At 30.2% G+C, this 26,520-nt stretch carries 37 protein-coding genes; 10 read left to right on the plus strand and 27 right to left on the minus strand.

What is annotated here, in order from left to right; translation table 11 throughout:
* Positions 1–24: 24 nt before the first annotated feature.
* The 6 genes from Q0856_RS06170 to Q0856_RS06195 all read right to left on the minus strand — a co-directional run bounded on the left by Q0856_RS06170 (position 25) and on the right by Q0856_RS06195 (position 4,702).
* On the minus strand, positions 25–987 hold the full coding sequence (locus Q0856_RS06170) for an MBL fold metallo-hydrolase (RefSeq protein ID WP_298475947.1): 963 nt from the start codon (positions 985–987) through the stop codon (positions 25–27).
* A 63-nt stretch (positions 988–1,050) separates the two neighbouring features.
* Entirely contained in the window at positions 1,051–1,626 is a 576-nt protein-coding gene (locus Q0856_RS06175) for a Crp/Fnr family transcriptional regulator (protein ID WP_298475944.1), read from the minus strand.
* 16 nt (positions 1,627–1,642) lie between these two features.
* Positions 1,643–2,020: a DUF2200 domain-containing protein gene (locus tag Q0856_RS06180; RefSeq protein WP_298503466.1), complete on the minus strand. Its 378-nt coding sequence runs from the start codon at positions 2,018–2,020 to the stop codon at positions 1,643–1,645.
* 112 nt (positions 2,021–2,132) lie between these two features.
* The gene (locus Q0856_RS06185) at positions 2,133–3,083 is read right to left on the minus strand and encodes an NAD(P)-dependent alcohol dehydrogenase (protein WP_298503467.1); all 951 of its coding nucleotides are present in this window, start codon (positions 3,081–3,083) and stop codon (positions 2,133–2,135) included.
* Positions 3,084–3,555: 472 nt separating this feature from the next.
* Positions 3,556–4,227: a hypothetical protein gene (locus Q0856_RS06190; protein WP_298503468.1), complete on the minus strand. Its 672-nt coding sequence runs from the start codon at positions 4,225–4,227 to the stop codon at positions 3,556–3,558.
* The gene (locus tag Q0856_RS06195; protein ID WP_298503470.1) at positions 4,214–4,702 is read right to left on the minus strand and encodes a sigma-70 family RNA polymerase sigma factor; all 489 of its coding nucleotides are present in this window, start codon (positions 4,700–4,702) and stop codon (positions 4,214–4,216) included. Before Q0856_RS06195 ends, Q0856_RS06190 begins: the two co-directional genes overlap by 14 nt.
* Positions 4,703–4,969: 267 nt before the next feature.
* Between Q0856_RS06195 and Q0856_RS06200 the strand changes: the two genes are divergently transcribed.
* From Q0856_RS06200 to Q0856_RS06210, 3 genes are read left to right on the plus strand one after another with little or no spacing between them, the layout of a single operon-like run.
* Positions 4,970–5,776, plus strand: a complete 807-nt coding sequence (locus Q0856_RS06200) for an RNA polymerase sigma factor (protein WP_298503472.1) — start codon at positions 4,970–4,972, stop codon at positions 5,774–5,776.
* Between the two features lie 2 nt (positions 5,777–5,778).
* Positions 5,779–6,225, plus strand: coding sequence for a hypothetical protein (locus tag Q0856_RS06205; RefSeq protein ID WP_298503474.1), 447 nt, complete (start codon positions 5,779–5,781; stop codon positions 6,223–6,225).
* A complete protein-coding gene (locus tag Q0856_RS06210) occupies positions 6,212–6,628 on the plus strand; it encodes an MGMT family protein (protein WP_298503476.1) in 417 nt (138 codons plus the stop codon). The genes Q0856_RS06205 and Q0856_RS06210 overlap by 14 nt, the downstream gene beginning before the upstream one ends.
* 190 nt (positions 6,629–6,818) lie before the next feature.
* Here the strand turns inward: Q0856_RS06210 and Q0856_RS06215 are convergent, their stop codons facing one another.
* From Q0856_RS06215 to Q0856_RS06230, 4 genes are all read right to left on the minus strand, one after another.
* Positions 6,819–7,271 carry a nuclear transport factor 2 family protein gene (locus Q0856_RS06215; protein ID WP_298503478.1) on the minus strand — a complete coding sequence of 151 codons (453 nt, stop codon included), beginning with the start codon at positions 7,269–7,271 and terminating at the stop codon, positions 6,819–6,821.
* Positions 7,272–7,561: 290 nt separating this feature from the next.
* Entirely contained in the window at positions 7,562–7,705 is a 144-nt protein-coding gene (locus Q0856_RS06220; RefSeq protein ID WP_298503480.1) for a hypothetical protein, read from the minus strand.
* Positions 7,705–8,766 carry an SRPBCC family protein gene (locus tag Q0856_RS06225; protein ID WP_298503481.1) on the minus strand — a complete coding sequence of 354 codons (1,062 nt, stop codon included), beginning with the start codon at positions 8,764–8,766 and terminating at the stop codon, positions 7,705–7,707. Before Q0856_RS06225 ends, Q0856_RS06220 begins: the two co-directional genes overlap by 1 nt.
* Before the next feature lie 131 nt (positions 8,767–8,897).
* Entirely contained in the window at positions 8,898–9,677 is a 780-nt protein-coding gene (locus Q0856_RS06230) for an AraC family transcriptional regulator (protein ID WP_298503482.1), read from the minus strand.
* Positions 9,678–9,973: 296 nt separating this feature from the next.
* Here Q0856_RS06230 and Q0856_RS06235 point away from each other — a divergent pair, with 296 nt between their 5' ends.
* The 3 genes from Q0856_RS06235 (at position 9,974) to Q0856_RS06245 (ending at position 11,516) form a co-directional block, all read left to right on the plus strand.
* Complete coding sequence (locus tag Q0856_RS06235) at positions 9,974–10,429, plus strand: hypothetical protein (protein WP_298503484.1); 456 nt, start codon at positions 9,974–9,976, stop codon at positions 10,427–10,429.
* Between the two features lies 1 nt (position 10,430).
* Positions 10,431–10,667 (plus strand): helix-turn-helix transcriptional regulator, encoded by a 237-nt coding sequence (locus tag Q0856_RS06240; RefSeq protein ID WP_298503485.1) that lies wholly within the window; start codon positions 10,431–10,433, stop codon positions 10,665–10,667.
* A gap of 210 nt (positions 10,668–10,877) precedes the next feature.
* The gene (locus Q0856_RS06245) at positions 10,878–11,516 is read left to right on the plus strand and encodes a class I SAM-dependent methyltransferase (RefSeq protein ID WP_298503486.1); all 639 of its coding nucleotides are present in this window, start codon (positions 10,878–10,880) and stop codon (positions 11,514–11,516) included.
* Positions 11,517–11,929: 413 nt separating this feature from the next.
* Here the strand turns inward: Q0856_RS06245 and Q0856_RS06250 are convergent, their stop codons facing one another.
* From Q0856_RS06250 to Q0856_RS06270, 5 genes are all read right to left on the minus strand, one after another.
* A complete protein-coding gene (locus tag Q0856_RS06250) occupies positions 11,930–12,430 on the minus strand; it encodes a hypothetical protein (RefSeq protein ID WP_298503487.1) in 501 nt (166 codons plus the stop codon).
* An 83-nt stretch (positions 12,431–12,513) separates the two neighbouring features.
* Positions 12,514–13,578: a helix-turn-helix domain-containing protein gene (locus tag Q0856_RS06255; RefSeq protein WP_298503488.1), complete on the minus strand. Its 1,065-nt coding sequence runs from the start codon at positions 13,576–13,578 to the stop codon at positions 12,514–12,516.
* 93 nt (positions 13,579–13,671) lie between these two features.
* Complete coding sequence (locus Q0856_RS06260; protein WP_298503489.1) at positions 13,672–14,244, minus strand: carboxymuconolactone decarboxylase family protein; 573 nt, start codon at positions 14,242–14,244, stop codon at positions 13,672–13,674.
* Between the two features lie 58 nt (positions 14,245–14,302).
* Complete coding sequence (locus Q0856_RS06265; protein ID WP_298475896.1) at positions 14,303–14,869, minus strand: TetR/AcrR family transcriptional regulator; 567 nt, start codon at positions 14,867–14,869, stop codon at positions 14,303–14,305.
* A gap of 156 nt (positions 14,870–15,025) precedes the next feature.
* Positions 15,026–15,463: a helix-turn-helix domain-containing protein gene (locus Q0856_RS06270; protein ID WP_298475893.1), complete on the minus strand. Its 438-nt coding sequence runs from the start codon at positions 15,461–15,463 to the stop codon at positions 15,026–15,028.
* 89 nt (positions 15,464–15,552) lie between these two features.
* Between Q0856_RS06270 and Q0856_RS06275 the strand changes: the two genes are divergently transcribed.
* The gene (locus Q0856_RS06275; protein WP_298503491.1) at positions 15,553–15,909 is read left to right on the plus strand and encodes a nuclear transport factor 2 family protein; all 357 of its coding nucleotides are present in this window, start codon (positions 15,553–15,555) and stop codon (positions 15,907–15,909) included.
* Positions 15,910–16,597: 688 nt separating this feature from the next.
* Here Q0856_RS06275 and Q0856_RS06280 read toward each other — a convergent pair.
* The 8 genes from Q0856_RS06280 to Q0856_RS06310 form a co-directional block, all read right to left on the minus strand.
* The gene (locus Q0856_RS06280) at positions 16,598–16,840 is read right to left on the minus strand and encodes a hypothetical protein (protein ID WP_298503493.1); all 243 of its coding nucleotides are present in this window, start codon (positions 16,838–16,840) and stop codon (positions 16,598–16,600) included.
* 6 nt (positions 16,841–16,846) lie between these two features.
* Entirely contained in the window at positions 16,847–17,755 is a 909-nt protein-coding gene (locus Q0856_RS06285; protein ID WP_298503618.1) for an NAD(P)/FAD-dependent oxidoreductase, read from the minus strand.
* 186 nt (positions 17,756–17,941) lie between these two features.
* Positions 17,942–18,808 carry a helix-turn-helix transcriptional regulator gene (locus Q0856_RS06290; RefSeq protein ID WP_298503494.1) on the minus strand — a complete coding sequence of 289 codons (867 nt, stop codon included), beginning with the start codon at positions 18,806–18,808 and terminating at the stop codon, positions 17,942–17,944.
* A 132-nt stretch (positions 18,809–18,940) separates the two neighbouring features.
* Positions 18,941–19,498 (minus strand): hypothetical protein, encoded by a 558-nt coding sequence (locus Q0856_RS06295; RefSeq protein WP_298503496.1) that lies wholly within the window; start codon positions 19,496–19,498, stop codon positions 18,941–18,943.
* A gap of 215 nt (positions 19,499–19,713) precedes the next feature.
* The gene (locus tag Q0856_RS06300) at positions 19,714–20,343 is read right to left on the minus strand and encodes a GyrI-like domain-containing protein (protein ID WP_298503497.1); all 630 of its coding nucleotides are present in this window, start codon (positions 20,341–20,343) and stop codon (positions 19,714–19,716) included.
* Positions 20,344–20,404: 61 nt separating this feature from the next.
* Positions 20,405–20,758: a WYL domain-containing protein gene (locus Q0856_RS18125; protein WP_366139597.1), complete on the minus strand. Its 354-nt coding sequence runs from the start codon at positions 20,756–20,758 to the stop codon at positions 20,405–20,407.
* Positions 20,671–21,090: an HTH domain-containing protein gene (locus Q0856_RS06305; RefSeq protein WP_298503499.1), complete on the minus strand. Its 420-nt coding sequence runs from the start codon at positions 21,088–21,090 to the stop codon at positions 20,671–20,673. The genes Q0856_RS18125 and Q0856_RS06305 overlap by 88 nt, the downstream gene beginning before the upstream one ends.
* Positions 21,091–21,243: 153 nt before the next feature.
* Positions 21,244–22,122 (minus strand): hypothetical protein, encoded by an 879-nt coding sequence (locus tag Q0856_RS06310; protein WP_298503501.1) that lies wholly within the window; start codon positions 22,120–22,122, stop codon positions 21,244–21,246.
* A 366-nt stretch (positions 22,123–22,488) separates the two neighbouring features.
* Between Q0856_RS06310 and Q0856_RS06315 the strand changes: the two genes are divergently transcribed.
* Both Q0856_RS06315 and Q0856_RS06320 read left to right on the plus strand, forming a co-directional pair.
* Positions 22,489–23,001 carry a hypothetical protein gene (locus tag Q0856_RS06315; RefSeq protein WP_298503503.1) on the plus strand — a complete coding sequence of 171 codons (513 nt, stop codon included), beginning with the start codon at positions 22,489–22,491 and terminating at the stop codon, positions 22,999–23,001.
* A complete protein-coding gene (locus Q0856_RS06320; RefSeq protein ID WP_298503504.1) occupies positions 23,001–23,456 on the plus strand; it encodes a hypothetical protein in 456 nt (151 codons plus the stop codon). The genes Q0856_RS06315 and Q0856_RS06320 overlap by 1 nt, the downstream gene beginning before the upstream one ends.
* Positions 23,457–23,775: 319 nt before the next feature.
* Here Q0856_RS06320 and Q0856_RS06325 read toward each other — a convergent pair whose 3' ends face one another.
* Together Q0856_RS06325 and Q0856_RS06330 are read right to left on the minus strand one after the other, a co-directional pair.
* The gene (locus tag Q0856_RS06325; RefSeq protein ID WP_298503506.1) at positions 23,776–24,195 is read right to left on the minus strand and encodes a hypothetical protein; all 420 of its coding nucleotides are present in this window, start codon (positions 24,193–24,195) and stop codon (positions 23,776–23,778) included.
* A 50-nt stretch (positions 24,196–24,245) separates the two neighbouring features.
* Complete coding sequence (locus Q0856_RS06330; RefSeq protein ID WP_298503508.1) at positions 24,246–24,521, minus strand: hypothetical protein; 276 nt, start codon at positions 24,519–24,521, stop codon at positions 24,246–24,248.
* Between the two features lie 255 nt (positions 24,522–24,776).
* Between Q0856_RS06330 and Q0856_RS06335 the strand changes: the two genes are divergently transcribed.
* Positions 24,777–25,373: a recombinase family protein gene (locus tag Q0856_RS06335; protein ID WP_298475862.1), complete on the plus strand. Its 597-nt coding sequence runs from the start codon at positions 24,777–24,779 to the stop codon at positions 25,371–25,373.
* Positions 25,374–25,403: 30 nt separating this feature from the next.
* On the opposite strand, the gene Q0856_RS06340 is transcribed toward Q0856_RS06335, so the two are convergent.
* Positions 25,404–25,967, minus strand: coding sequence for a hypothetical protein (locus Q0856_RS06340; protein ID WP_298503510.1), 564 nt, complete (start codon positions 25,965–25,967; stop codon positions 25,404–25,406).
* A 17-nt stretch (positions 25,968–25,984) separates the two neighbouring features.
* Entirely contained in the window at positions 25,985–26,428 is a 444-nt protein-coding gene (locus Q0856_RS06345) for a hypothetical protein (RefSeq protein ID WP_298475856.1), read from the minus strand.
* Between the last annotated feature and the right edge of the window lie 92 nt (positions 26,429–26,520).

The raw sequence follows: 26,520 nt of genomic DNA on the forward strand, positions 1-26,520 counted from the left end.
AATTCGGATAGCTTCGACTATTATTTACCATTCCACGTTCGGGAAATGGGCAATATTTTTTTGCGCATTAAAATCATGAGCTGGTATAACTTTTAAATTGGGCTTCTCTTTTATTAGGTGATGTATCATTACAATAGTCTTTTTAATGTTCTCTCTATCCCCATCTACTTTTCTTCTTGGAATAGCATGCTTTTCTGATGGACCATTAAAGGCTTCTACTGCCCAAGTTAAGTCGCCAGTAAAGAAGTAGCGCTTACCCGATTTTAGGTTAACGAACATTCCTAAAGAACCTTTGGTGTGTCCTGGTAGTTTTACTAGAACTACAGTTCCATCATTGAAAACATCATAACTTTCTTTAAATATTTCGTATTCCGTTGTGCTAAAATCTAGAAACTTCCATTTTATAAAATCCGCATTATATTGTTCTTTGATAAATGCAGGAGGAGTTGCTCCCTTGCTAATAGCATGGTTGTATTCTTCTCTTGTTGTCCAAACCGTAGCGTTTGGAAAATCTTTTATTCCACTAGCATGATCAAAGTGAAGATGACTAGGTATAATAAAATCAATAGAATCTGGATTGAATTTATTAGTAACTAACATCTCTTTCATGGATTTTAGTTTTGTAAACTTAAAAAGTTGACGGTCTATAAAAGAAAAATTATCATGAAACTGTTCTTTTATTTCACTACCCAAACCAGTATCAAACGCAAATGTTCCCTTTGGATGTTGAATCAATACAGAAACATGTGACAACTTACGTGTTTTAAATAAATTTCCTCCTCTATACACAAATGCTTCCGGGGTTTTTGCAAAACCAGTTTCAATGATGGATAGAGAAAATGTAACTTCTTGGTTTATGGGGTAGCTTTTTTTTGAAAATTTGGGAGTTGTATATGTACTAACATCAATCGTAGTCTTACAAGATAAAATGAAAAAGAGAATACTAGCTACTAATAAGACCGACGATATGATTTTAAATTTCTTCATTATTCTTTAGGTTTATCAAAACACAAAAGAACGCCATGAGGATTTTTTTTGCATTACCATTTGTTAAGAAATGAATATTTCTTTTTTTATTCTACTTAATGATTCTGGAGTAATACCTAAAAAAGTAGCAATCATATGTTGTGGAACTCTTTGAACAATTTTTGTCTCGTAATTTTTAATGAATTCTAGGTATTTTTCTTTTGCATTTTTGGTTTGCATAGTCAGTGTTCTATCAAGAACACATAAATAGTTTTTTTCTGCTAATATTCGCCCAAGTTTTTCAAACTTCGAAGATTCTTGGTATAAAATATTAAGTTTTTTATAGGATAACTCATATACTATACTATGTTCAATTACCTCTAAAGTTTCGAACGAGGGTGCCTGACTAATAAAACTTGAAAAAGTAGATATGAATTGCGTATCGCAAGCAAAGTAGGTGTTCATTTCTTTTCCGTCCTGTAAATGATACGTTCTTAGTAGGCCATTTTCTATGAAGTATAAATTTTGAGCAATGCTTCCTTCATTAATTATTACGGTTTTCGCATTATACTCTTTTCTGTTTAGTTTAGTGTAAAAATCTTGCCATTCCTCTTTTGTTAACCCTATTAATTTGTTTAAAATTTGATACAGTTCGTTCATTTTTATAGTAGATGGTTTATTTCTTTTCTTCTCGCAATATTTTATTCATTTTACGACCTTTTGCCAATTCATCAATTAGCTTTTCCATTTGCCTACATTCCTTATACAGTTTAAATTCATCTTCTATTTCTTCAATTTTATAACCGCAAACCACCCCTTTAATTAAATGTGCATTAGGATGTATATTGGCTTTTTCGAAAAAAGTTTTAAAAGTTACTTTCTCTTTAATAAGCTCTTGTAATTTGTTTTCATTAAAACCAGTAAACCATTCTATTATTTGGTGAAACTCTTCTTTTGTTCTCCCATTTTTCTCTAACCTGTTTAAATAAAGTGGATAAATAGATGCAAATATCATATTCCCTATTTTTTCATTTTTCTCTGCTGTTACTTTCATCCTTTTTGGTTTTAAATTAGTTGCTATTAATGGTTTGCTAATAAAAGCGAGGAAGTTTTTATAACCTACTTACAATAAAGTTTTTTTTCTATAAAAAACAAAAAAATGCATTTTATTTTTCCCATGTCATAACTACTTTTCCTCGTGTTCTCATAGATTCTATATATTTAATAGCTTCAGGAATTTGAGAGTAGGAATAAGTTTTTTCAATATGCGGTTTAATGCCCCCTTTTTCTATAAGATTGGCTAAGGTATTTAAGTCATTATAATTGGCTTTAGCAGTAAATTGTGTTAAAGGAAATTTACTAAAACCAGCATTTATCAGTACAGAAAACATATGTTTCATGGTTGTAAAACCTACCATAATACCACGTTTCCCCATTCTTTTGTAATCGGAAAACTTAAGATTGCCATTTGTATCCAATACCAAATCATACTTTCCGTTATGTTGGTGAATATTTACTTTATCATAAGCAACGACTTTGTCAGCGCCAATAGATTTTACAAAATCAATATTTTTGTTGGAACATATAGCTGTTATATGAGCACCATAAACTTTTGCAATTTGTACTGCAAAATGGCCAACTCCTCCAGAAGAGCCATTAATTAGCACTGTTTCTCCCTTTTTTAGCTTTCCATATGTTAATAAACTTTGCCATGCTGTTAAACCGGCAAGTGGTACACATGCCATATCGTTATATGTTGTTCCTTCAGGCATTAGCCCGCAAACATGTTCAGGAGCACAAATATACTGAGCAAATGCTCCTTCTCCGAGCATTTCTCCAAAAACACGATCACCAACCTTAAAATTTGTAATATCTGTCCCTACTTCTTGAACAATGCCAGAAAAGTCAGCTCCAAGAACTTTATTTTTTGGTTTAAACAGACCGAAAGTAAATCTAGAAAAAAAAGGTTTTCCTCTTAAAATATGCCAGTCAGCAGGATTTGCAGAATTTGCTTTGACTTTAATTAATACATGTTTTTTTTTCAATATTGGTTGTTCAATTTCTTCTAAACCAAGCACTTCAGGACCTCCGTATATATGTTTTGTTATAGCTTTCATCGTAAGTTAAAAATTATGTTATGCCTTTTAGTGATTCTTTATTTAATTTGTACGATAGTCACAACTTCAAATTGTTTAACTACTTTAGATTCATTATGATCGTATCCTGCATTTATGCGCTACCGAATCCGCTATGGATAAAAAGAATTACAGACTTTGATACATCGTCATCTTTTATAGTAATTCATTGTTCTATTTCTTCAGTAAAAACAAATTTGTTTTCATTGGTAGATTTGTTTTGGGCTATTGAAAAAAAATGTAATCAATAAAGTCAGGAAGATTGAACATGCTATTTTCATAGGAACGTAATATTATGCCACAAGAATAAGACGCTAAAGGAGCTAAATTGTTACTAAAGAGCTATATATTAAACTATAAATAAGATTTGGGGAACTAATACTTTTGTAACTAGATTAAAGCTAGTAGAGCATTATACAAACTCTTGTCTTTTGTTGTTATAAATATTTTGTTTCTATGTTGGTTCTTCGTTTAGCTCTTCAATAGTCCGATCTAAGTCCTGCAATATACTAGTATATTGTTTAGCATTCATTTTAACGATAAATGGCATAGCAAAAATCATAATCATCAGAAATAGTGCAAAGTATGATTCAAAAATATATGATCCATTAGATGAAAAATTCATATTACTAATCCCTCCAATTTTCATCAATGTATCAATCTCAATTAGGACGAATATAGCAATCAATGATATTGTACCTATCCAATTGCCTTTTTTTGTTATAGTTTTAAAATAGGTTTTAACATTTATTAGTGATTCCTTCAACGTACCAGTATTGTATGAGTACTTAGTAAAATTTAAATTTCTTTTTAAACTTATTAGTACGTAAATAATAAATGCTTCCATAAGGCATGGAATAAGATACGCCCCACCAAGTCTTGAATTTGTTTTAGACAGTAGTCCAAGACTATCACGATATATGAGAAATAGTATAACAAATAACATGAAGATAGCAATACTCATATAAACATTAAAGTCATGCTTGTGTTTTCTTTCTAATTTGCTAATAATTCCGTTTCCTTTTTTTGTAATTATTTCTAGAATGTGTTCTTTTGCTAAATTCTTATCTATTAATTTTTCTTCAGCAAGAATACTCCATATTTTTTTTAATTCAACTGTTTCCATTTTCAAATGATTTTAAAATTTTAGATTTAATTCTTTTTATTTTAACCCCTGTATTGTTTTTTGAGATACCAATAATCTCAGAAATTTCTTCATAACTATATTCATCTAGATACAATGTAATTATGGCTTTATCGACATTAGATAGTTTACTGATGGCCTCATATAGTTTTTCTTGATTACTACAATTTGTATCGTCGTTATTGGGTAAGTTATGTAGATTACTGTCGAATAATTTTACTTGCGTTACTTGCTTTTTTTCTTTTTTAGTTATATTAATTGCTGCATTAACACAGACGCGATACATCCATGTAGAAAACTTAGAAGTATTATTAAAACTGGGAAATGCCTTCCATAATTGAATGATAAGTTCTTGGTGATAATCTTCTTTTTCAAGCCTATCTCTAAAATATATATTACATATTTTATGAACTATTCCTTGATTTTCATATAACAGCTCGGTAAACTTGTCTTTCATAAATTGTGAACATTTTTATACCCTATTAGACAAATATTAAGTGTTAGAAATTACAGATTCGAAAACTATTTTTAAAAAAAATAGAAAAAGTGCTAGTTAGAAAGAAAAAAAGAAATAATTAAAGTATTGAATATTGGAACCTAAAATAATATTGTTTCTAGTTAAAAAGGAATTTATATGTTTTTTACTCAAATTCTTTGTCAGCGAATAATTTTTCTTCACCAATTGTCACACTTCGTATCTTTTCCATGTCTAATTAACAGAGATATGAAAGATACATTAGAAATTTTAGTGGAAAAGGCCAATTTGGGCGACAGAAAAGCTTTGGAATCGGTAGTGCTAAACATCAAGGATTACATTTACAACCTATCCTTGAAAATGTTGCTCTACTCTGAGGATGCTGAAGATGCAACGCAAGAAATACTTATCAAGGTGATAACTCATTTGAGCACTTTCAATCATAAAAGCAAGTTTGTGACTTGGGTTTATCGAGTAGCAACTAATTATTTAATAACCTATAAAGGTAAAAAAAGTAAAGAGTTTGCAATGTCTTTTGGTGATTATGCAGACTTAATAGATACCGGTCGTTCCGATACAGTTAGATATTCGAGCAATGAAGGTGAACTTTCTCTTTTAGAAGAAGAGGTAAAGGTAAGTTGTACGCAAGGTTTGTTGCTTTGTTTGAATTCCGTGGATAGAATGGTGTACATTTTGACTGAAATTTTAGAGTTTAATAGTGTTGAAGGTTCAGAAATAATGGAAATTACGGCTGAAAATTATAGAAAGAAAGTGTCACGCTCGAGAGCCAAAATTCGAAATTTTTTAAATAATAAATGTGGGCTGTCAAACCCTAAAAACCCCTGTCGCTGTAATAAAAAGATTGATTTTCTTGTTGACCAAAAAATTGTAAATCCAAAAGAATTAAGGTTTGCTGGTTTTTCGAAAAGAAGTATCGATTTGGTTGAGAAATTAGGCGAATTAGAGAAGTCCATTGCCATTTACCGTTCTGTTCCTAAAGCTCATGCACCAATGACAATTTTTAATAATATAAAACAAGCGTTAGCACTCGATTAAATATGATTACCAAAAAATTCAATAGGAAACACTTTGTTGTCATTACGTTGCTGACCAGTATTTGGATTAACATTTCCGAGGTTTTTAGATATTTTGTATTTGTTAAACCACGTATAAAGTCTTTTTTTGACTATAAGCAGGGTGTTGCGGATATGGACTTAGGTATTTTCGCTATTTGGGGGTTTTGGGACACTCTTTTAACAGGTTTCCTAGTTTTTGTTTTTTGGCTCTATTCTAGGGTTTTTAGGAGTTCCAATTGGTCAGTTTTCATTTCGGGCACTATAGTTTGGTCGGCTGTTTTCGTTATTTTTTGGGTTGCAACAGCAAATATGGGATTGTCGGAATGGAAAATTCTATGGATAACATTGCCTTTAAGTTGGCTGGAAATGACAATTGGTGCTTGGATTGCATCTAAACTTTATAAAAAATACGAAAATGACGAAATGTAAAATAATAGATATCCCAACAAAGATGGAAAAGTTTTATGGGAAAGGAAAAATGTTACACCCTTCGATCGAAGAAATAGAAGAACTTGTAAAAACCATTCCTAAAGGTTTCGTGGCTACGATAGATGCACTCGCAAAGCGTCTGGCAAAAGATTTTGGCACGGACGTAACTTGTCCAATGAGAACAGGAAATGCTATAAAGAAAATCTCTGAACGCTATTCAAATGATAATATCGATTTGAAAACTCCGTTTTGGCGTGTAATCCGTTCTGATAAAATGATTATTAAGTCGAAAAATTTTGATTTTTGTGCATCTAAAATCGAGGACGAAGGCTTCAAATTACTTTTCACAAAATCTGGTGCTATAAAACTAGATGTCAATGGCAACAGAATGTTCTTTTTTTAGAAAAATAGACCCTAACGATTACTATTATTCTTAATGCAGCTAAAACATTTTTTTCCACTTTTTTTATTATTAACACTTTAATGTTTAATTAAAACTGAGGCGAAATTATCATGATAAGAAGTTCCTAAGATAGGAAGATAGCGTTGGGCCTATTGAGGGCATAGTTTTTATTGTAGTGCTTTTTAAAATTTTAGTGTTTTTCGGAATCATTGAATTGCCATAATACATTAACAATTTTCCATCTGTCATTCAGTTTTACTATATGCATATAATCAATCCAATCTTCAGCAATAAGCTTCACTGAAGCCGTCTTGTCAAAAACATCCAGTATTATAACTTCTTTTTTAGAGTTTTTTAAAAATCTTTTGCCATCCTTATTATACGTTTCTGAAAGTAGAATCATATAATCCCTAAAAGATTCTCTTAAATATTCTTTTCCAGTTTTTTTATGCGTCCAAAAAGTTCTTTTAACCATTCTGGGATGAGCAGCTCTCTCAAATTGTTCGGGTTTAGCATCGTATTGAGACTCTATATAGTCTAAAGCAGCTTGTCTAATATCCAAAGAATCTTGTTTTGTTTGACCCAAAACATAAAAAGTTGAAAAAAAAAGAAGTGATACTGTAAGAATCAAAGATTGTTTCATAATAAATTTTTATAGATATCTTATTTTGTTAGAAAAGGGACATAGTTTACATAAGTAAAATATTAGGGTTTACACTAAATTAGTTTTTAACCTTGTAAATTGTTGTTTTTCTAAGATGTTTTTCATCAAAGTATCCTAAAAGTACGTTTCTATAAAACACTCTCCAAATTCCATTTCCAAGTTCTTCAATGGAGGCGTATTTTCTTTTTGAGGCTGCTTACCCAAAAATAGGGCTTTTATCTCACCGCTCCTCTTTCTTTAACTTTAAGAACTATAAATTTGATATCATATTAAAAATTGGGTATTCTTTCCACAAAAGGTCTGGTGGTAAAATCATGTAAATCAGCAGCTGTTTGCATATCTAAAACTTCATGTGGTCTTGTTTTATTATATAGATTTTCCAGGTGATTAAAACGTATTTGCTGTGTTTCCATTATTTTTTATTTTTATTCAATTTCGAAATCCGTATTTTTTTTTCTTCAGAAATTTCTCCTGTTTCGGCATATATTTTCAGGTCATTTAATACTAATAAAACCTGTTTAGTCATTGTTTTTGTAATTACTCTTCCTAAAATAAATCCCATAAATTTGGTTAAATGCATAGTTACATTCATTTCTACTACCGATTTATTTTGACTGATTTTATACACTTTCCAATGATTTTGGGCAAGCTTCACAAAACCAGGAGCACCTTCAGTTAATTCGTATGCCAATTCTTTTTTCTCATCGCTAAACATAATCAACTCTTCTACCAACTTCTTATGATTTGATACACACACTCTTTCATTACAAGTGGTTCCTTCAAATTTTGCTTCTCCAGCTCCTTCTGAATGATCTAAAGTAGAAGTCCAATCACTTACTTTATCAAACTCTCTGAGGATTGCCCAAAGTGAGTCGGCCGAAACATTGATAGTGTCACTTTTTAGTTTCTTCTTAACAATCCTGTATTTCGATTTTTGATTGGCCTCATCTTTTTCAAGTTCTTTAATTCTATCCTTTTTTGAGGGTGAAACATCTTCATTTTCGGCATAATATTTTATATCATATGATAATTCATCACCATTTTTATTTATTACTTTTAACATAGGCTTTTTTAGGAAAAAGGCATGAAATTTTTTCATATTCATCAGAGTTGTCGTTTTGAGTGCTGACTTGTTATGTCCGTAATCAATAACCTCATAATGTGTCTCGTTAGAAATAATAAACCTAGGGAATTTGGTGGAAGCAAATTTTATTATTCTATTAACAGGATCGTAAACAATCAAGTCTTCATGAGATTCATGATGACCTTTAGTGTTCACAATGCTAACCCTCTTACTCCAAGGAACACCTTTAAATTTTTCTGCCCCAAAAAACTTCGTGCTGTCTAGTAATGTACTCCAAACAGAGATGTCGGGCTGGTTGATTATTTTCCAAAGTGAATCGGCCGATACATCTATTATTTCACTTGTTCTTACTGTTTTTATCTCGGTATATTTCTCTCCATTCTGTGCCATAATTTTCGAAGTAATTGTTGCAATTGATAATGCGATTACCATTAAAATGTTCAGTCGCTTTATTTTCATGTTTTTATTTTTAATACTACAAAAATATGCGACCAAGCAGGCATAAACTTGTCTAGAAAGTTTTAGCTTTTATCTGAGAAGTTTGATCTATACTCAGATGGAGAAATTCCATATTTGGCTTTAAACACTCTTGACATGTGTGCAAGAGTTTTAAATTCACAATCGAAGGCAATATTACTTATAGAATCATTAGAAACAGGAAGAAGCTCTGCAACCTTTTCTATGCGCCTTCGAATTAAGTAATTGTTTGGAGTATCTCCGTAAATCTTTTTGAAGGTCTTTTTGAAAGTAGACAGGCTTTGGTTTGTTAATTGAGCCAATTCTTTAATTCCAAGGGAGGAGCAAATATGAGCATTAATAACTTCTTTGAATTCGAATGTTTTCTTTTCATAAAGGTTAGCCATTATGCTGAGTACCTGAGAACTATTGTTAGAATCTAGCAGATGAATGATGAGTTCATTTAGTTTCAACTTAAGCAATTCATCAGATACTAATTCAGGGTTCTCGAAAAAAGAAATAAGACTATTTACGTATTGCTCCAATAATTTATTAGTACCAATCATTGCTGAATTTACAGTAAGCTCATGAGCTGATTCTGTTGGGAAAGGAAGGGGAGAGCTATCATGAAGCTTTTCAAGAACGTCCTTATGAAATTTAATAACAATGGCTTTGTAATTGGTTCTGCCATCTACAGCTGTTGTACTAAATGTGCTATTACCGGATTTGGCTAATACTGCCTGATTCTTATTTAAATGAAGTTCTTCGGTTTCAGAGTAATTTATACAGCCACCTTCAAGGATATAGACAAACCCAGCCTCATCTTCTGGCATTGGTGTGGCCATTTTAATGGGTCGTGTTATTGTAACTAAATTGAACAGCGGTTTTCCAAATAGTTCTATTGTTTTTATTTCCATAATAGTTCAAAACTAAACTGAAAATTTCATTTGAGCTTGTCTGAGAAGTTTTATTTATCCGATATATGAAACACTACTTTGTTGTGTACTTGTTATTTTTTAACATTCTGTATATCATATCTCTATAAGAGAATTTAACACTAAATGTTAAAAATAGTTTACATTATGTAAATAATTGTTAACTTTGAGTTATGATTAACTAACTTAGTTAAAAAGAAGTGATAATGACCATACAAGTACAAAAGGTAGTTTTTAATTTCGTTACAACCATTTTAATAATGGGAGGATATCTATTTTATGTTTTTGAAATTCAAGGAGATATTAATCTTCCGAAGGTTTTGGATATTAAATTTTGGGGTGTTTTCATATTAGAATTAACAATGTTAATGGTTCTTGCAAAAATCATCCTGTTCATTTTATTTGCGATTTTCAAAAAAGTAAATAACAGAAATAAAGATGAAGAAGATTTAGGTTTTATAGATGAGCGAGATAAGCTCATAGAAATGAAATCGGATCGTTACAGTCATTGGATTGCAATGTTTGGATTTATGGTTTCAATGATTCCTGTATCTATGGGTTATTCTGTCCATTATATGTTTATAACCATTTTGAGTTTTGGGTTTGTGTCATCAGTAATGAGTGACGTTTGGAAAATCTATTTTTACAATAAAGGACTTTAAGATGGGCAAAGACCATATTCAAAACAAGATAAGAACCTTACGTTTTTTCAAAGACGAAATGACACAAAAACAATTGGCCGAGGAAGTTGGGGTTACAAGACAAACCGTGGCTGCTATCGAAAGTGGGAAGTATTCTCCCTCTCTTGAACTAGCCTTTAGAATCTCAAGCGTTTTTAATGTCACTTTGGATGAAGTATTTACTTATGATTCGTCAAAGGATAAATTCAAAAAAAAATGATTCAAGCCCAAATGCAATTAGTTTGTCCGTGGATATAGAAGATGCCGATTAGGACCTTGTAGTCTCATCTAATTTCCGCAAAGAGCAAGATATTATATAAATGGTTAAAAGTGTAGGCATTGTATGTGAAGCTCTAATAGACTAATGATTTTATAATATCAAAATTGGAGTTGTAATTGATAAATACTTAAAATCTAAAAATTGTAAAAAATGAGTAAGTCGAAAAAATTCTGGGATAATGCATCAAAAAACTATGATAATACGGAGGAACGTTTTGAATATATTCACAGTAAGTCTAGAGAAAATGCAAAAAAGTACCTTAATGACAGTGATATTGTCCTAGATTTTGGATGTGGAACAGGGACCACGTCATGTGAGCTTTCTAGTCATGTGAAACAGATTCATGCTATAGATATATCACCCAAGATGATTGAAATAGCAAAAGAGAAAGCAATTGTTAATAAAGTTGAAAATGTAAACTTCGAGCATGGCGAAATTTTTGATAAAAAATATGAAAAGGAATCATTTGATAAGATTTTGGCATTCAATATGTTACATACAGTTCCTGATCCGCATTTAGTCTTGAATAAAATCAATGAATTACTAAAACCAGAAGGGTTATTTATTTCTATAACACCTTGCTTACGCGATAAAATGTCATTTCTGGTTAGTATGCAGATTCAGCTCGTACGAATCATGTGTAAAGTTGGAATAATTCCTGTTCCAATTAGGCGGCTTAAAAGTATAGAATTGGATGATTTAATGGTAAAGGGTAATTTTAAGACTGTTGAAACCGAAATGATATATAAAGATGCATCAAGCTATTTTATCGTAGCAAAAAAAGTATAGATTGAAAAAATGAGTGAAAAGCAAAATGCCGAAAAAAATTATTCTTAAAGTTTAGATATTTCTTTTATAGCTTCTTTCAGGGCTGGTTATAATGAGACACAGAGCGTTTGTGTGGAACATAAGTGCAAAAATGGACTTACTGGTTTTTACTCACAAGTGTTTTCAATGCAATTCAGTCAGGTTTTGTTTCGGTTCAAAATTTTCAATAAAGCCATGTAAAGCAGGGGGAGTAAACTAGCATTTACTTTCCCCTGCGCACATAATTAAATCCTTTTGTTTTGTATTTCTTATCCTTGTTTAAAGCAAAAACCCAAAGATTTTGTTGATCTTCATAAAAATACAAAACCCTGCGTTTAAGCCCGAATACCGTATTGTTTATAAGTTGTGTTATAAAGTGCTTTTTAATGGTATGTTTATCTGATATTAATGCGAGTCTCGTTTAGACCTTTATCTTTTAAATAATAACCTAATTCCTTGACATCACCAACATTTGCATGATGTAGTAATGTAAAACCATGGGGCCCCTTAGCAAATATTAATTCAGGATAAGTCTCTAAAGTAAGCTTTACTAAGTCTGTTTTTCCTAACATAGTAAGCGTAAATAAATTGACTCTTGCTCCTTTCGAAATTAGGTAATTGGCAATTTCTTTGTTGCCTAAATGAGCTGCCCCTTCAATCGCTTCTTCATAATCCGAATTACCCCAGTCATAACTGGAATATAGTAAGTTTGGATGTTCATTCAGCATTTCTTTTACCAAAGGCAAGTTTTTATGACCAGCAACTACAAATTCTTTAACTAACTTTATGTCAATAGGTTCTGGTTCTTTAAACTCTTGAGCAAATGAAAAAGTTGGAGTAAAACTAGCTAAGGCAATTCCTCCCAATGAGTTTTTAATAAATGTTTTTCTATTCATGAAATTGATTTTAATTATAAGAGCTAAAATCAATGTTTAAAAGCTAAAATTCTTTAAGAAACCTGTTTCTTAAGATGAAAAACTTAATTAAAAATATTTTCTCTTCGATATTCGGATGGTGTTAAGCCAGTAATTTTCTTAAAAGCAACATTGAATGCTGTAACAGTACCAAAACCCGAATCATAGGCAATGGCAGCCATTTTTTTATTTTCTAAATCGACCAATAATATTTTTGCTTTTTCTACTCTAAAGTGATTTACAAATTCTCTAAAATTTTGTTGGGCATTTTCGTTAACAGATTGAGAAATTTCTTTTGAATTTATTGAAAGTTTCTCTGATATCGTTTTTATTGAAATAGTAGGCTCTAAAAAAAGATTCTCGTTTTCAATTAGGTATTTAATCTTTTTAAACAAAGCTTTTGAACTATCTGAATTTAAATTTGAATTGTCATATTTCTCCAGATTAAAACTCTTACGGTTTAGAAAAAGATAGGTAAAGGCGTAAATCAGAAATGAATAAAAAATTGGCCCGGATATATAATGAAATTTTAAGTTTAAAAAATTACTTAAAAAATAAGCCCATATTAATGTTACTCCGATTAAAATATTTCTGTACCATATTAATTTTTTTGAAGCAATTTTTGAGTTACTTTTTGTTAAATTAATCCAAGAAATAATAATATAAACAGCTAAATGAAAAACTACTAGACCATAATTCCAAAACGTCTCTAAATTACCATTACTTGGGATGACTGTTAGTATTAAAGCAAAAATGAAAAAAGGCAATAAATGCAAGTAATAGTTTTTAGGTATAGTTTTTCTTTTTTGAAACAAGATGAGCCCATAAAACCATAAAAAAGGTCCGACAATTAGGCTACCAGAGATACCAATGTTCTTTTGCCAGACTTCTAATGGAATGTAATAACCAAGTAATGACTTTCCAATTCTTATTGTTAGACCCAATAAAATTAAACTCAAATAAATATTTAACTTCCTATTACCTTCTTTTAATGTAATAAGATAAATAGAAAGGAATATCCCTTGAAATAGACCTAAAGATGCAAGAACTAGTATAATATTATTTGGGCCCACTAATAAGTGCGAAGTTTGTTTTTTAAATACAGTATTGTTGGTATATGAAAGTAGCAAATGGATTACTATTTTTTCATAAACTAAATATAAATAAAAAGCACAAACTTACCTATGAGCTTGTGCTTACTTAGTTATTTTTTATATGGCCTTTTATTTCTTTTTCCAAATTCTACTTTTAAAAGCATCATCTACAGGTGTGTTAAAAATATGGTTGTAATAATTACTCATAGTTTTAATTCCTACACCAGCGATTACGCCTAAAATATGTTTTTCGGTATAACCTGCGTTTATAAAATCATTAATATCTGTTTGAGTAGGAAGTCCTCTTTTTAAGGTTATTGCTTTCGAAAATAGGCTTAGTGCTTTTAATTTTACATCTTGTATGTCGGTATTATTTCTTATAGCATTAGTAACCTCAGTAGGTACTTTAGTCATATTATCAGCAACAAAGCTATGTGCAGCCATACAATATTCACATCCATTTTCAAAAGCTATTGATAAAAATATTACCTCTTGCTCCTGTGGACTAAATCCGGAATTTGCCCTGAATGAGTTGTATGCTGATACATAGCCGTCAAGTAGTGCTGTATTATTTGCCATGCCTGCATACATATTAGGAATTAGGCCTAATTTTTGTTTTGTTTTTTCTAAAATTTTACTTGAAATGGCATCGGCATTTTCTTGGGTCTTAGGTTTCAAATTCATTGTTTTTGTAGTATTCATAATTATTAATTATTTAAATTTTAACTAAGCAGACGCTTAGTTATCGAACAAAAAAAAGTTATATATTTTTGAATGTATTTTCTATAAAATCATCTAATTCTCCTTGGTTGAACATTTTTGAAGCAACAGATAGTCCTTGCAACGAAACCATTAAATAATTTGCTTGTTTATTAATTATTTCTGTTGTTTTTAAATTGTCAAATTCTAATTTTTCTATGAATAATGTTTTAACATTTGTAGCGAAATTCACAATTTCAGACATTATTTCTTGGTCTGCTTTTTCGCCTAATTCGTTTACGGTATTTGTAATTAAACATCCTTTATTAAGTCTACTTTCTTTAGAGAAGTTTATAAAATCATAGAAATACTGCTTAATTGCATTAATTCCGTCAGTGGAATTTTGTAATTTATTAATAAGTTCAAGTTTAGCCTTTGCTTTATAGCAGGCTAAGCTTTTTATAAATACACCTTTTTTATTTCCAAAGCTTGCATAGATTGAAAATTGGTTAATTCCCATTTCTTTTTCTAGCATTCGAACTGAAGTGGATTCATAGCCATTTCGCCAAAATAATTCCATAGCTTTCTCAATAACTTCCTCTTCTATGTATTCTTTTTTTCTAGCCATTATTATTCTTAATGGCACAAAACTAATCAATTGCTTAGAAATAAAAAAATGACTTACCGTAATTTATTAGAATGATTATGCTTTTGTATTTGTGAAAATGATGTTTGGCATTTGTTTTTATATGATACGTTTTGTTCTGTATTATGTTTAGGCCTTTTAACAGAAATCTTGACTGTCAAAGTTTCTAACCGAAACGATTAATTCGTCTAAAAGAGCTTCTTTGTCATTCCAAATTCTGTCTACAATACTTATTCTGTCTTCTGGAATAGGTAAAGTTTCATCATTACTGAACCCCCAAGCCATCATTTCTAACAAAATCGGAATTAGTCCAATACCTTTTTCTGTCAGTTTATATAGTTTCTTAGTCTTTAAGTGTTGATATTTTTCACTTGTTATAAATTGGTTTAGCTCTAATTTTTTTAATCTATCAGACAATACATTTGTCGCAATGCCTTCTCCTGATTCTAAAAATTCATTGTAAAAATGATATCCTTTAAAAACAATATCTCTTATAATAAGTAGAGACCATTTATCTCCAAATAACTCTAAAGACGCACTAATAGGGCACTCAGAACGTTTTTCTTTTATTTTCATTAGTTACTTGTTTTTTGCAAGTTAATTTATATATTTGAACCACTTGCTTTTTGCAAGTAACAAATTTACTAATTATAATTTACTTAAAAATGGAAAACGTAAACAATGCGATAGAGGTAGTGGAAAATTTTTTTAAGGCAATAAACAAAGGCGATTTCGAAGAAGCAAAAACATTTATGTCTAATAATCATCATTATTCTGGTCCTATGTTCTCAACTGAAAACCCAGAAGATTATTTTGAGAAATTAAGAGCTTTCGAAATGGAATTTGAAGTCGAGACGCAAGATATGTTAGTTGCAAAAACTGGTGTTACTCATAGGTCTTTGTTAAAGGTTATTTCTCCTGTGAAGGCGACTATTCCTTGCTGTGAAGTATTTGTTGTTTCCGATAATAAGATTACGCATCAATATTTCTACTTTGATACCGCTTTATTTCCGAAACCGTAAAATTTATTCGTATTAAGTACAATGTATAAGCAAATGTTAGCGCGTTTTACGAATCTATAAAGATTTCGTCATAGCGCTTTGGCATAGCTTTTTTGTTGGCTTTTTTTTGAGTAGCTATTCAATTTGGCGGCTTATAAAAGTAGGCAAAACTTGGGTTTAAAGCCGAACCCTCCGATTATAAATTCTTTTGTTTTTGTAGAAGTAATGACGATTTCCTGTTTTATTAGATAATCGAGATTTAAATGCTCCGACGCTTGCGTCGAAATCAATGCTAATTTTCCTTCTAATGCCTCGTGGGCTTGCCCCGAGGTTGTTTACTTTGATTGTTTTTCGAGATTAGATTCTATTTTTCTACAACTAAGACAATCTATTTGTAAAATGTTACGAAAATACTCCTAACAAGAATAATCTGGCTGCCCAGTATTTTTCTTGAATTTACCGAGATGACTAGTCCAATCCGCAGATTTATTATGTAATATTGCTTAAATAGTATTTTTTGATTCTTTATTCGATAATTCCTCAATAGGTTTTTCTATCATTGATAAAGTATCACAAATTTCAGTTGTTATTTTTTTAGTTATTTGTTGCTGACTAAATGCGGTTACTGTTATCAAGAATAGAATAATCTTCAATATAACCTTCTTTCTCTTGCTTTTTAAACAACTCATTTTCTATCTGCGGTTTATTTTTATTCTTCCATTATTTCGCAATTAAGTTGTAACTTTTTTGCCATTAATATAATCTGCTCCGTATATATATCTTCACCTTCTACTCGCAATACAGTATGTCCTTCCGGAAAAGGTAAACCCGTTTCATCCATATCAAAATTAACTTTTAGTTTGGGATAAGCCTTCTTCATAGATGTTACAATTTCCATGGCCTGACATTTTCTTTTAATATCTGTTATGAACACTTCAACCATAATTTTCATGTTCTCCTAAAAATGTTCATTAGAAAGTTCCATATTTATAATAGCGCCAACCATATTTCCTGAGGAAATTGCATTGGCAACCGAACGTATTCTTGTACAGTTATCTCCACTGGCAAAAATATTTTCTATAGTTGTTTTGTTCATCATATCCACTTCAATATACCCTTGTTCATTAAGTTTGCATCCCAATGTTTCAGGCATGTCAGAGTGTTGTTCAAAAGGAAGTGCAGCATAAGTTGCTTCAAAATGTTGTTTGCTATTGTCCTCAAAAACTACATTTTTAACATATCCATTATCATGTTCAATTTCAATAATCTCTTTTTCGATAATTGGTATATTATTTTTTTTAAGTTTTGATAATTGTTCAGGATTAAACGTTGCTTTTCCATTTGTTAAAATTATCAGGTCATCGGTAAGGTTTTTTGCCATAGGAGCCAGATGAAATGCTGTATCACCATTAGCAATAATCCCTGTTTTTTTATTTCTTATTTCATAACCATGACAATATGGGCAATGAACTACAGAAATTCCCCAACAATCAGAAAAACCTTTAATTTCAGGCATTAAATCTTTAATTCCAGTTGCGAAAATTAACTTTGAAGCTTTGAAATTTTGATTTTTAGCAGTTTTGATTTTAAAACCATTCTTTGTCTTTGTTCCTGAAGTGGCAAAATCATTCACAAATTTTACGGTTTCGTATCTTGCCACTTGTTGTTTTCCAATGGTTGCTATCTCATGCGGAGGAACTCCGTCCTGTGTTAAAAAATTATGCGAATGTGGTGTTTGTCGGTTGCATGGTAATCCACTATCAATTATTAAAATATTGCGCAATGAACGTCCAAGTGTCATTGCAGCTGATAAACCCGAATAGCTCCCACCGATAATAATTACGTCAAAATGTTGTGAATCACTCATAGAATTGTGTTGTAAGATTTCCAAACTCAAGGGAAATGAAAAAGCCGTTAAAGCCATTCCGATTTGTTTAACAAATGTTCGCCTGCCGGTGCTATTCATTCCTTAGTTTATTCCGTTTTGTCATAGCAAAATTAGAGTGAATATCTTTTGACGAATAGGACAACCTTAAAGTGGAATAGGATATTTTTAAAGTTGTTTAAATTCTTGCCGAAAACTCTCTGGAGAACGCCCCGTATTTTTTTTAAAAAATCGAATAAAATAAGACGGGTCGTCATAACCCAGTGCAAAAGCAACTTCATTTATTTGGTTCGAGGTTGCCAATAAGCTTCTTTTTGCTTCCAAAATGATTTGCGCATTGATAAGCTTTGAGCAAGTTGCTCCAACCATAGCTTTAGTTATTGCATTTAGTTGATAGCTTGTTAAATTCATCATTTTAGCATAATCAGAGACTTTTTTATGGGTGGTAAAACTTATCTCTACCTTCTCCATAAGTTCTTCAAAACGTTCCTGATGGTACAAATTTTCAGAATCCATATTTGATATTTTATTATAGCCATGGCGAATGATTTCAGTAAATAGAATATCTACGTATGACTTAATCGAATAGCGATAATTAAACGCTTTTTCATTATACTCTCGAAGTATAGTATTAAGTATTTTTTCTAGTTCTTCAAAACCTTTTTTGCTGAAAACATAATGACTTTTTCGTCCCAATTTTCTAATCAGCATGTTGCTTTGTTCTTTTGCCGAATTGTAAAACTCGCGGTTGAACTGAATTAAGTAACCCTGTGCTGGAGAAGTAAATTGTACTTGATGTACTTGACCTGGTTTTAAAAAGAAAAATGTATTTTCTGCAATTGGATATGCATTAAAGTCAATGTTATGTGAACCTGTTCCTTTTTGTACAAACAATAGATAATAGAAATTATGACGATGTGGTTTTGATACGGGCAAGTCTTGAAAATCTACGATTGTAGATTTTCTGATAACAAATTTCATCGGCAACTCTTGGTCGATATGTACAATTGGGATTTGTTTATGTTTTCTTTTCACTAGGCTGTTTATTTGTTGTAATGTTCTTAAAGGGACATAGTTTACACAAGTTAAAGATCTTAGTGAGGCTTATATTAGTACTATATTTTATGAATTAATAGCTTGCGCAACGGATGGCGTTATTGGCGTACGTTATTTTTCCGTTAATATTCTCAATTCTTTTATTTGTTTTTCAGCATGTTCTATATGACATGAATTTCCATTACAATAGAAATAAGGATACTCTTGAATTTCACCTTCTATTGCATAAATCAAATATTTTTTGTTAAGCATTAAAAGAGGAGAAATGGTACTATAGATTCTTGAATAAACTTTATAACTGTCTTTTTTTTCTCCTTTGAAAACTTCTTCGGTTTGCAATACATACCAATAATGCTGTATAGGTTCAATATAGTCAGAAGGAATGTTTATTAATTCTTGATTTTCGGATACAGGAGGTGGAAGAGAGTCAATTGCAGAAGGGTTGTCTAATGTTTCAACCCGAATTATTTCAATTACTTTTCCAGTAAAAATAATTTTAGATTCTTCGAATGCTTCTTTGGTAGACATAATTCTTGTTAAACCAGGGTAACAAGTGCAAAGACGTTTGGAGTGAACACTGTCAATTATTTCTCTATTCCAATATCTTTCATCTGTTTGCGAGAGCATGATAGTAGGTAAGAAAAATATTAAATAGAGTAATATTTTCATAATGTGCGCCAAAGGCTCGTATAAGAAACGTAGGGTAGTGGGTAAGCTATACATTTCGGATTGGTACTAAACCAAATATAAATATTTTGTTTTTATCTTTTTTTACTATAAATGCCAAATTATGTATTTAGAGGACTTTATTAATATGCAAGACCTTTCGATTTCGGACAAACGCCCTATGTTTTTTATACATCTTAAGTTTAATTTTCATTAATTTAATTCTCTAATTGAAATCGTAAAACCGTCTTTAATTTGTCTTCTGGTACTTTTCTAAAATCAGTTAAATAAATCTCTCGATGAATTTTAGATTCACGAATCAAACCTTGGTTTTTTGCAAAATTCTCCATTATTCCAAATGTTTCAGGCTCATTATTATAACTCCCAATGTGCATCATCTGAATACATTTTCCTTCTATTACTTTTTCAAATCTCAACTTTTCTAAAAGTCTATGTGGTTTTTTCTTTTTGGTAAATTCGAGCATTTCGTAGAAAAAGGTATCGTTTATAAAATTCGGTTGTCTAATCATTAAATCAAAAACTAAATCGTCTTTATTAATTTTTCCGTTAAAATTTTCTTTCGCTTTTTCGGAAATATCCCAAACACCTTCTAATGGATAAACCGTCCAATCGTTATAATTCATAGGCTTTTCTTTAAGTGTTTTGATGTTCATTTTTATAGCATAGGCTACACTATATAAAACACCTATACATTCAGCAAAAAAATCGCCATTTGGATTTCCTTCTCCACTTAATGTTATAAAACGATATTCAGGAATATCTATTAGTTCAGGTTTTTCTTTTGGTAAATAAGTTGTCTTTTCTTTTTTCCTCCATTCGTGTTTCATATTGTTCAATGTTTAAGTTATTAAACAAATTTAAATTACAAGACAGACAACACTATGTCAACTATGATTGATATTTTTTTTGAAAATATTGGGTTAAATCAAAATCTGCTTTATATGAAATTACTTCCTCAATCAATTTTTTATTTGTAATTCTATCTAATCTAAACTCTCTTAAATCATTTCTTAATGAACAAAATGCAATAACTACCCAAGCGTTACTTGTAAAGTAGATTCCTAAGGGTTTTATTTTTCGAGTAGTTATATTCTCTTTATTTACTGCTCGATATGAAATTTCTAATGTTTTATTATATGATATTGCTTTTTGAATTATAGAAAGAGAATCGCTTTTAATGGCTCTTTTAAATATGATGGTGATATTCTTTTTTCTAATAATTCGATATTTTCTTTTTGTAATGTTCGAAGTGCGGCTTTAATCTTAAAAAGTAAAGAGGAAAAATCTTTTCTCAAGGAAGAATCTCCTTGATTCTCTATAAGTTTTTCTGAAATAATTAACGCATTCGCTTCTTCTTCGGTAATCATAATCGGTGGTAAAGAAAACCCTTCTACCAAAAAATAGCCGATTCCATTTTCCGACCCAATTGGTATTCCTGCATCTTGAAGCGTTTTAATATCTCGGTATACGGTTCGCAAACTAATTTCAAATCGTTCAGCAATATCTTTAGCAACAATTACTTTTTTTGATTGTAATTGAATTAAAATTGATGTTAATCTGGTTAATCTATTCACTATTTTTAATTAAATGAAGATGTTTTGTCTTGTTTTTCCATAGATTTCTAAAAATGATTAAATTTTTAGTCAGCCTATTTCAGGGCGATGCATTGTTTTAAATTAAAGAAGATTTTATTTGTTTTTACCTCAGTTATTTGCGGCAATAGTTTATTACTCTAAAAGCCATTTCTTAACAGCATTTTTATTTTTTATTTTCCCTTTAAATCGCTTCATATACATAGTTTTATCAAATCGAGTATCTAAAATAGTTTCTATTTCCTCAATAACTAGTTTTAAATTTCTTAATGAAGGTTCTATTTTTAAAACATAATTCTTTCGTTTTTTTTCAAGTCTGATTTCATTTTTAAAAAGAGTAGGCCACCTAGCAGAAACAGTATTGTTCCAATTTTTAAGTTCAATTTCCCAGCATTTTCCCCCTTGAAGAGGATAAACAGAAGTTGTTATTCTTAATCTGCTTTCTTTTTCTTTGGGTGTTAAATCATTTCCAAATCGAAACCTTCCATCTGTAGATATTTCAAAAAACAATGCCCAATTATTGTCATTGGGTAATTCCAATCCTATTTCCTTTGCCCATTTATAGGACTCCAAGTCATTTTGTTTCGATAAAAAGTAATTCTCTATATTTTTAGTTAATACTTTAAATTTTGGATTATCAATAAATTCCAACAATCGTCTAAATTGCCATAAATCATTATGATTCTTTTCAAGAAATTGGTTTCCTAAATTTATACTAAACTCTGTGGCTTTATCTTGATTAGATAAAATCAAAAAACACAAACAGTACCAATAAGAAATAATGTCAAAAGGATATTTGCTTTCTCTTGGGTACTTATAGTTCTCTATTATTTGAAGTACGAAGCTTACAAGAAACTCATTAGATATAAAGGAGTTCATTCGTTCAATTTCCTTTTTGTTCGTTGGAACGTGAGTGTAAGATTCAAGTCTTTTGGAAAACTTTAGAGCTTCCTTTTTCTCAAGTTTTGAGAGGTTAATTGTACTTTTATTTAGTTTTTCAATTAGTTCGCGCATTTAGTTTAATTATTGCTTACGCCCGAGCTAAAGTTAGTGCGGAGAGCAAGGAAACACTTTTGTTTCAGTCTACGCACGAAGCCAAAGTTTTTTGTTTGCGTTTATTTTTTTAATAATTAAAATGTCAAATCAAACTGATTTGGCGACATTATAAAATTACATAACCCTTTGGAATAAACACCAAACCTCCCGCATTAATTTTAGGTTTTGTTAGGCGTAGTTTTTGTATTTAAATAGATAATTAGGTAAGTTTATCAAATAAATTTAGCTAAACTTATATAAGTTACTATATTTGTTTCGTTATATTTAAAGAGGTGAGTTTTCCCTAAACGGATAATTTAAAGCTTTTTATATCAATTACACCTGGTGAACAATACAATACAAAATTCTAAAATTGCTGATAATAACAGCATAATTGCTTTTTTAGTCGAACAGTATGGCGAAAAAGTAAGTGAGCTATTGGATAAAATTCAAAGTAGCGTTGTTAAATTGGATTTGAAAGGTGAAAAAGATGAAATTGCTAAAAATATAGAGCAAATTCATAGCCACCCAATTGAATCAAATTATAAAATGGCCACTATCTCTAAAATGTTTTTGGGCGAATTGATACACAATAAAATGATTGAAGAAATTTTTTCTAAAAGGAAGGAAGAAATTGAACTTTTGTTTATACCTAAAAGCAATTCAAATTTTTATCTAGTAAAGCTTTTAAGTAATACTTTTGAAAATAGAGACTCTTTTAGAAATGAAATTCAAGAAAAGTTTTATAGTAAACCATATAGCGATATTCTAAATGTAGATATTGATTTCCTGCCTAAGGAAATTGTAAAGGAAGATGTTATTTCAGATGACGTTATTGAAATCAGGAATCTTATTTAATGTCAGAATCAGTTCAGCTTAAAACTGTTTGTAGTTTCTGCAAGCAAGCAGTATCAAATGAAAATTTTTTAGTAGTTGTTGAAGCAAACAATCCGTCACAATTCTATGATTGGAAAACAACAATAGTTTTTTATTGTGGTTTGCATTATATGAAATCATACGCCAATACAAAGGGAGTTAATTTAGAAAGTCATACCGATTTTAACGAAAAAACAAAATCACAGGGAACAGGTATGCGACCAGAATTAATTATTGATGGAAAAATCAGAAATGATTATCTTAACTTAAGACAGTTATCGTACAATTCTAGATATGATGGTTATTTTTCTTCAAAGATTGGTAAAACTTTAAGGAAAGGTAGATTAAGAGATTCTAAAGAATATTTATCAAATATAAAAGGCTGGATAGTTCCTAAATTAGAAAGAGAAAATATTCAAATATCTTACACTTTTTAATAATTTAGTTTCGCATAAAATTTGGTTCAAATTACGCCTAACGTTAAATATATGGCAAGTTGGGCAAAAAATAAGCGATTAATTTCGTTTTAGCCACAAGCCAAATCTTTTTATTTTGTTTTAATTTTTCTCTTTTAATACCAAATCAAAAGATTTGGCGACTTCGCAAATACACAACTATTTTTTGATTAAACACCAATCGCCCTATTTGCTATATATAGTGTTACCACACGTTTTTATTCAGTTGCTATATCAGTATTAAAATTAAATGGTCGTTTTATTTAGTTAAATAGAGAAAAGGGGGAGTCAAATTTATTCCCTATTTAGAAAAGACAAGTTCCGAAACCATTAAAGGTTTTTCTCTGACAACAGACGACAAAATAAGTTGATTATTAATTATTTGTGAAATACAGAAAACACAATACTTACCAAATTCCCCGTTTTTTCTAAAATCAGTTAATTCGGATTTTGAGTAATTTAAATCAGAGATATTAAATACCTTAGAGTTTTTATTATCTACGATTGTTAAGTTCATTTTTTCATTTTCTATAGGTCTAAATACAATGCTTATTTCATCTTTTGTCAATTCATTTTGTAAAAAACGGTACGATTCTATTCCGTCTTTATCGTTAGAAAATATTATTGCAATAACAGGCGGTTCTTTGTTGTAATCACGAGATTTAAAGAACGAAAGTTTTATTGCTTTTTGAAAAGATTGCTCAAATTCGTTTTCTGTCATTTTGGTTTTTATTAGTTAGGAGATAAAGTTTTTTCAGAATTAATATTTTACTACTTACAATCGTCTTCAAAAATAGCATCTATTGCTTCTTGAATCAATTTACTCCTATTAGCTAGGTTTTCTACCAATTCTGGGTCAACAGGAGCGAATTCCTTTAAAGCACATTTCATAGATATTAAAGAATCGTAATCAATATTTTTGAAGTTTTTAGGTGTGATTATTTTATCAAATAACCTTTCTTCTTTTGAATTTTTATGATTTATTATTATTTCGGAGTAAAATCTATCACAATTTAATTTTTCATATTTTAATTTAAACTCCTCCATAAATAACTGTTTTTAATGTGTGGTAACAATTGAATATAGATCACTAGTAATCTATATATCTTTTATAGGACGAATCTAATTAATCTTTATTAAATCGAAAGAAAATTCTTCAAAATATTATTTTTCTTAAACAAATGTGTCAATATAACACATCCTAAACATGATACAATTGTGTTTTTTGTAAATCACTAAAGTGTGTTAAAAACAACTACCTTAAAATTAATACAAATATATATTTAGCCTTATATTTACAATATGAGAGCAAGATATTATAGGGTAGATTCTATTACGTCTAAAACCAAGAAAGAATTAGAAAAAAAATACAAAACAGAAGAATTGTTTATAGATGTATGCAGTTCTAGCATACCATTTAAAGAAAGATTAAGGAGTAAAGAATTATTAAACTTTTTAAATACATTAGAAGGATTTAAAATAGATTATATAAGCGTAAACTCTTTGGATGAATTTGGTAAAAATATACACGATATACTTTCCACTATTACAGTATTTAATCAGTTAGGTTTAACAATTAAAATAGATAACCTAAAGATAGAGTCTTTGGTAAAAGGAAAACCAAATGAAACTTTTGTTTTACTTGTAAATGCGCTTACCAATATTGCGGATATGGAAAAGAAAACTATGTTAGATTTACAGAAAAAAGGCATTGCTAAAGCCAAAGCCAAAGGGGTGTATAAAGGCCGAATAAAAGGTTCTGTAGAGCCTAAGGAAGTTGTTCTTAAGAAATATAATAAAGTTATTAAGGTGCTTTCTACAGGGAAAAGCCTGCGAGAAACAGCAAAAATTTGTAAGGTTAGTTTAGGAACGGTACAAAAAGTTAAAAAGCTACTTTAGTAAAAGAACCATTCTTTTTCTGTTTTCTTCTTAAAGTTGTAGTTCTCCGTTATTTTGGTCTTTCTCTTCTGGTGATTGCATTATAAAAAGGTCTTTAAGAATATAAGATGCAATAATTAGTATACCAACAGTAAGTAACGGAATGGCATATTGCCAATCTAATATTTTTAAAAGGCTTCCAGAAATTATAGCAAGTGTACCAATAAGCATTGCAATATTCCAAAAGATTTGTGTTAAGCTGTTTTTGGCTCTTCGATCTTCATCCATAAAATACGCAGTGCCTTCCATAACAAACCAAGTTATAAAAGTTATCCCCGTTACTATCTGAAAAAATAGGGTATACGGGAAATCGAGTAGGTTTAAAATTCCATTAGTAGTCCAGAATAATACAAGTGTCATTTTAACATAATCTACTGTTTTTTTCTCTTCTTTTTTATAAAACCTAATGGCGTATAATATACTTAGTAAACAGAAAGAAATTAAAATAATTTCAAAAGCGTATGGCCAATTTAAAACCCTCGATAGCATTCCTGCTAAGAGAGCAGCGATAGTAATTCGAATCGGTATTTTTAGTATTTTTTTAGTACTAGCCATAACTTTTTAATTTTATATCATATTGCTTTTATATTGGCTTTTAAACCTTCCATAATACCTATGATGTTATTAACTGTTTCCTTTAAATAATATCTAATTAATACATGAGGAATACGTATGGTTGTAAACCCATTTTTAAAAGAATGCATATCTTCTTCTAAATCATTAATAGCCTGCTCGTGACTAAGTTTGTCGTATTGAGAGTCTATTTCAATATTTAGTTTTACTCTAGAAATGGCAATGTCAATAGATTTTTTTCCATCCCACCATTCTAGCATAGCGCTAACACCAGCTTCTTTTAAGCCATAATACAATTGTATAGCTTCTAGAGGGGTGTTATTCTTTTCTATTAACTTTTCTATTCTAGCTTGGTGTTGATCACATAATTCTACGCCAAGAGATTCCATAGCGTTTTTATGATCTAAATAACCGAGCTCTTTATTACATTCTAAACATGTCATTATTCGTAGGGAACTTTAAATTTGGGACTACTATAACCTTGTATTTTTTGGATTATTATACTAGTTCGATGTAATGCACCTAACTTTTAGAC

The sequence above is a fragment of the uncultured Maribacter sp. genome (assembly GCF_947496775.1).
Taxonomy (GTDB): Bacteria; Bacteroidota; Bacteroidia; order Flavobacteriales; family Flavobacteriaceae; genus Maribacter_B.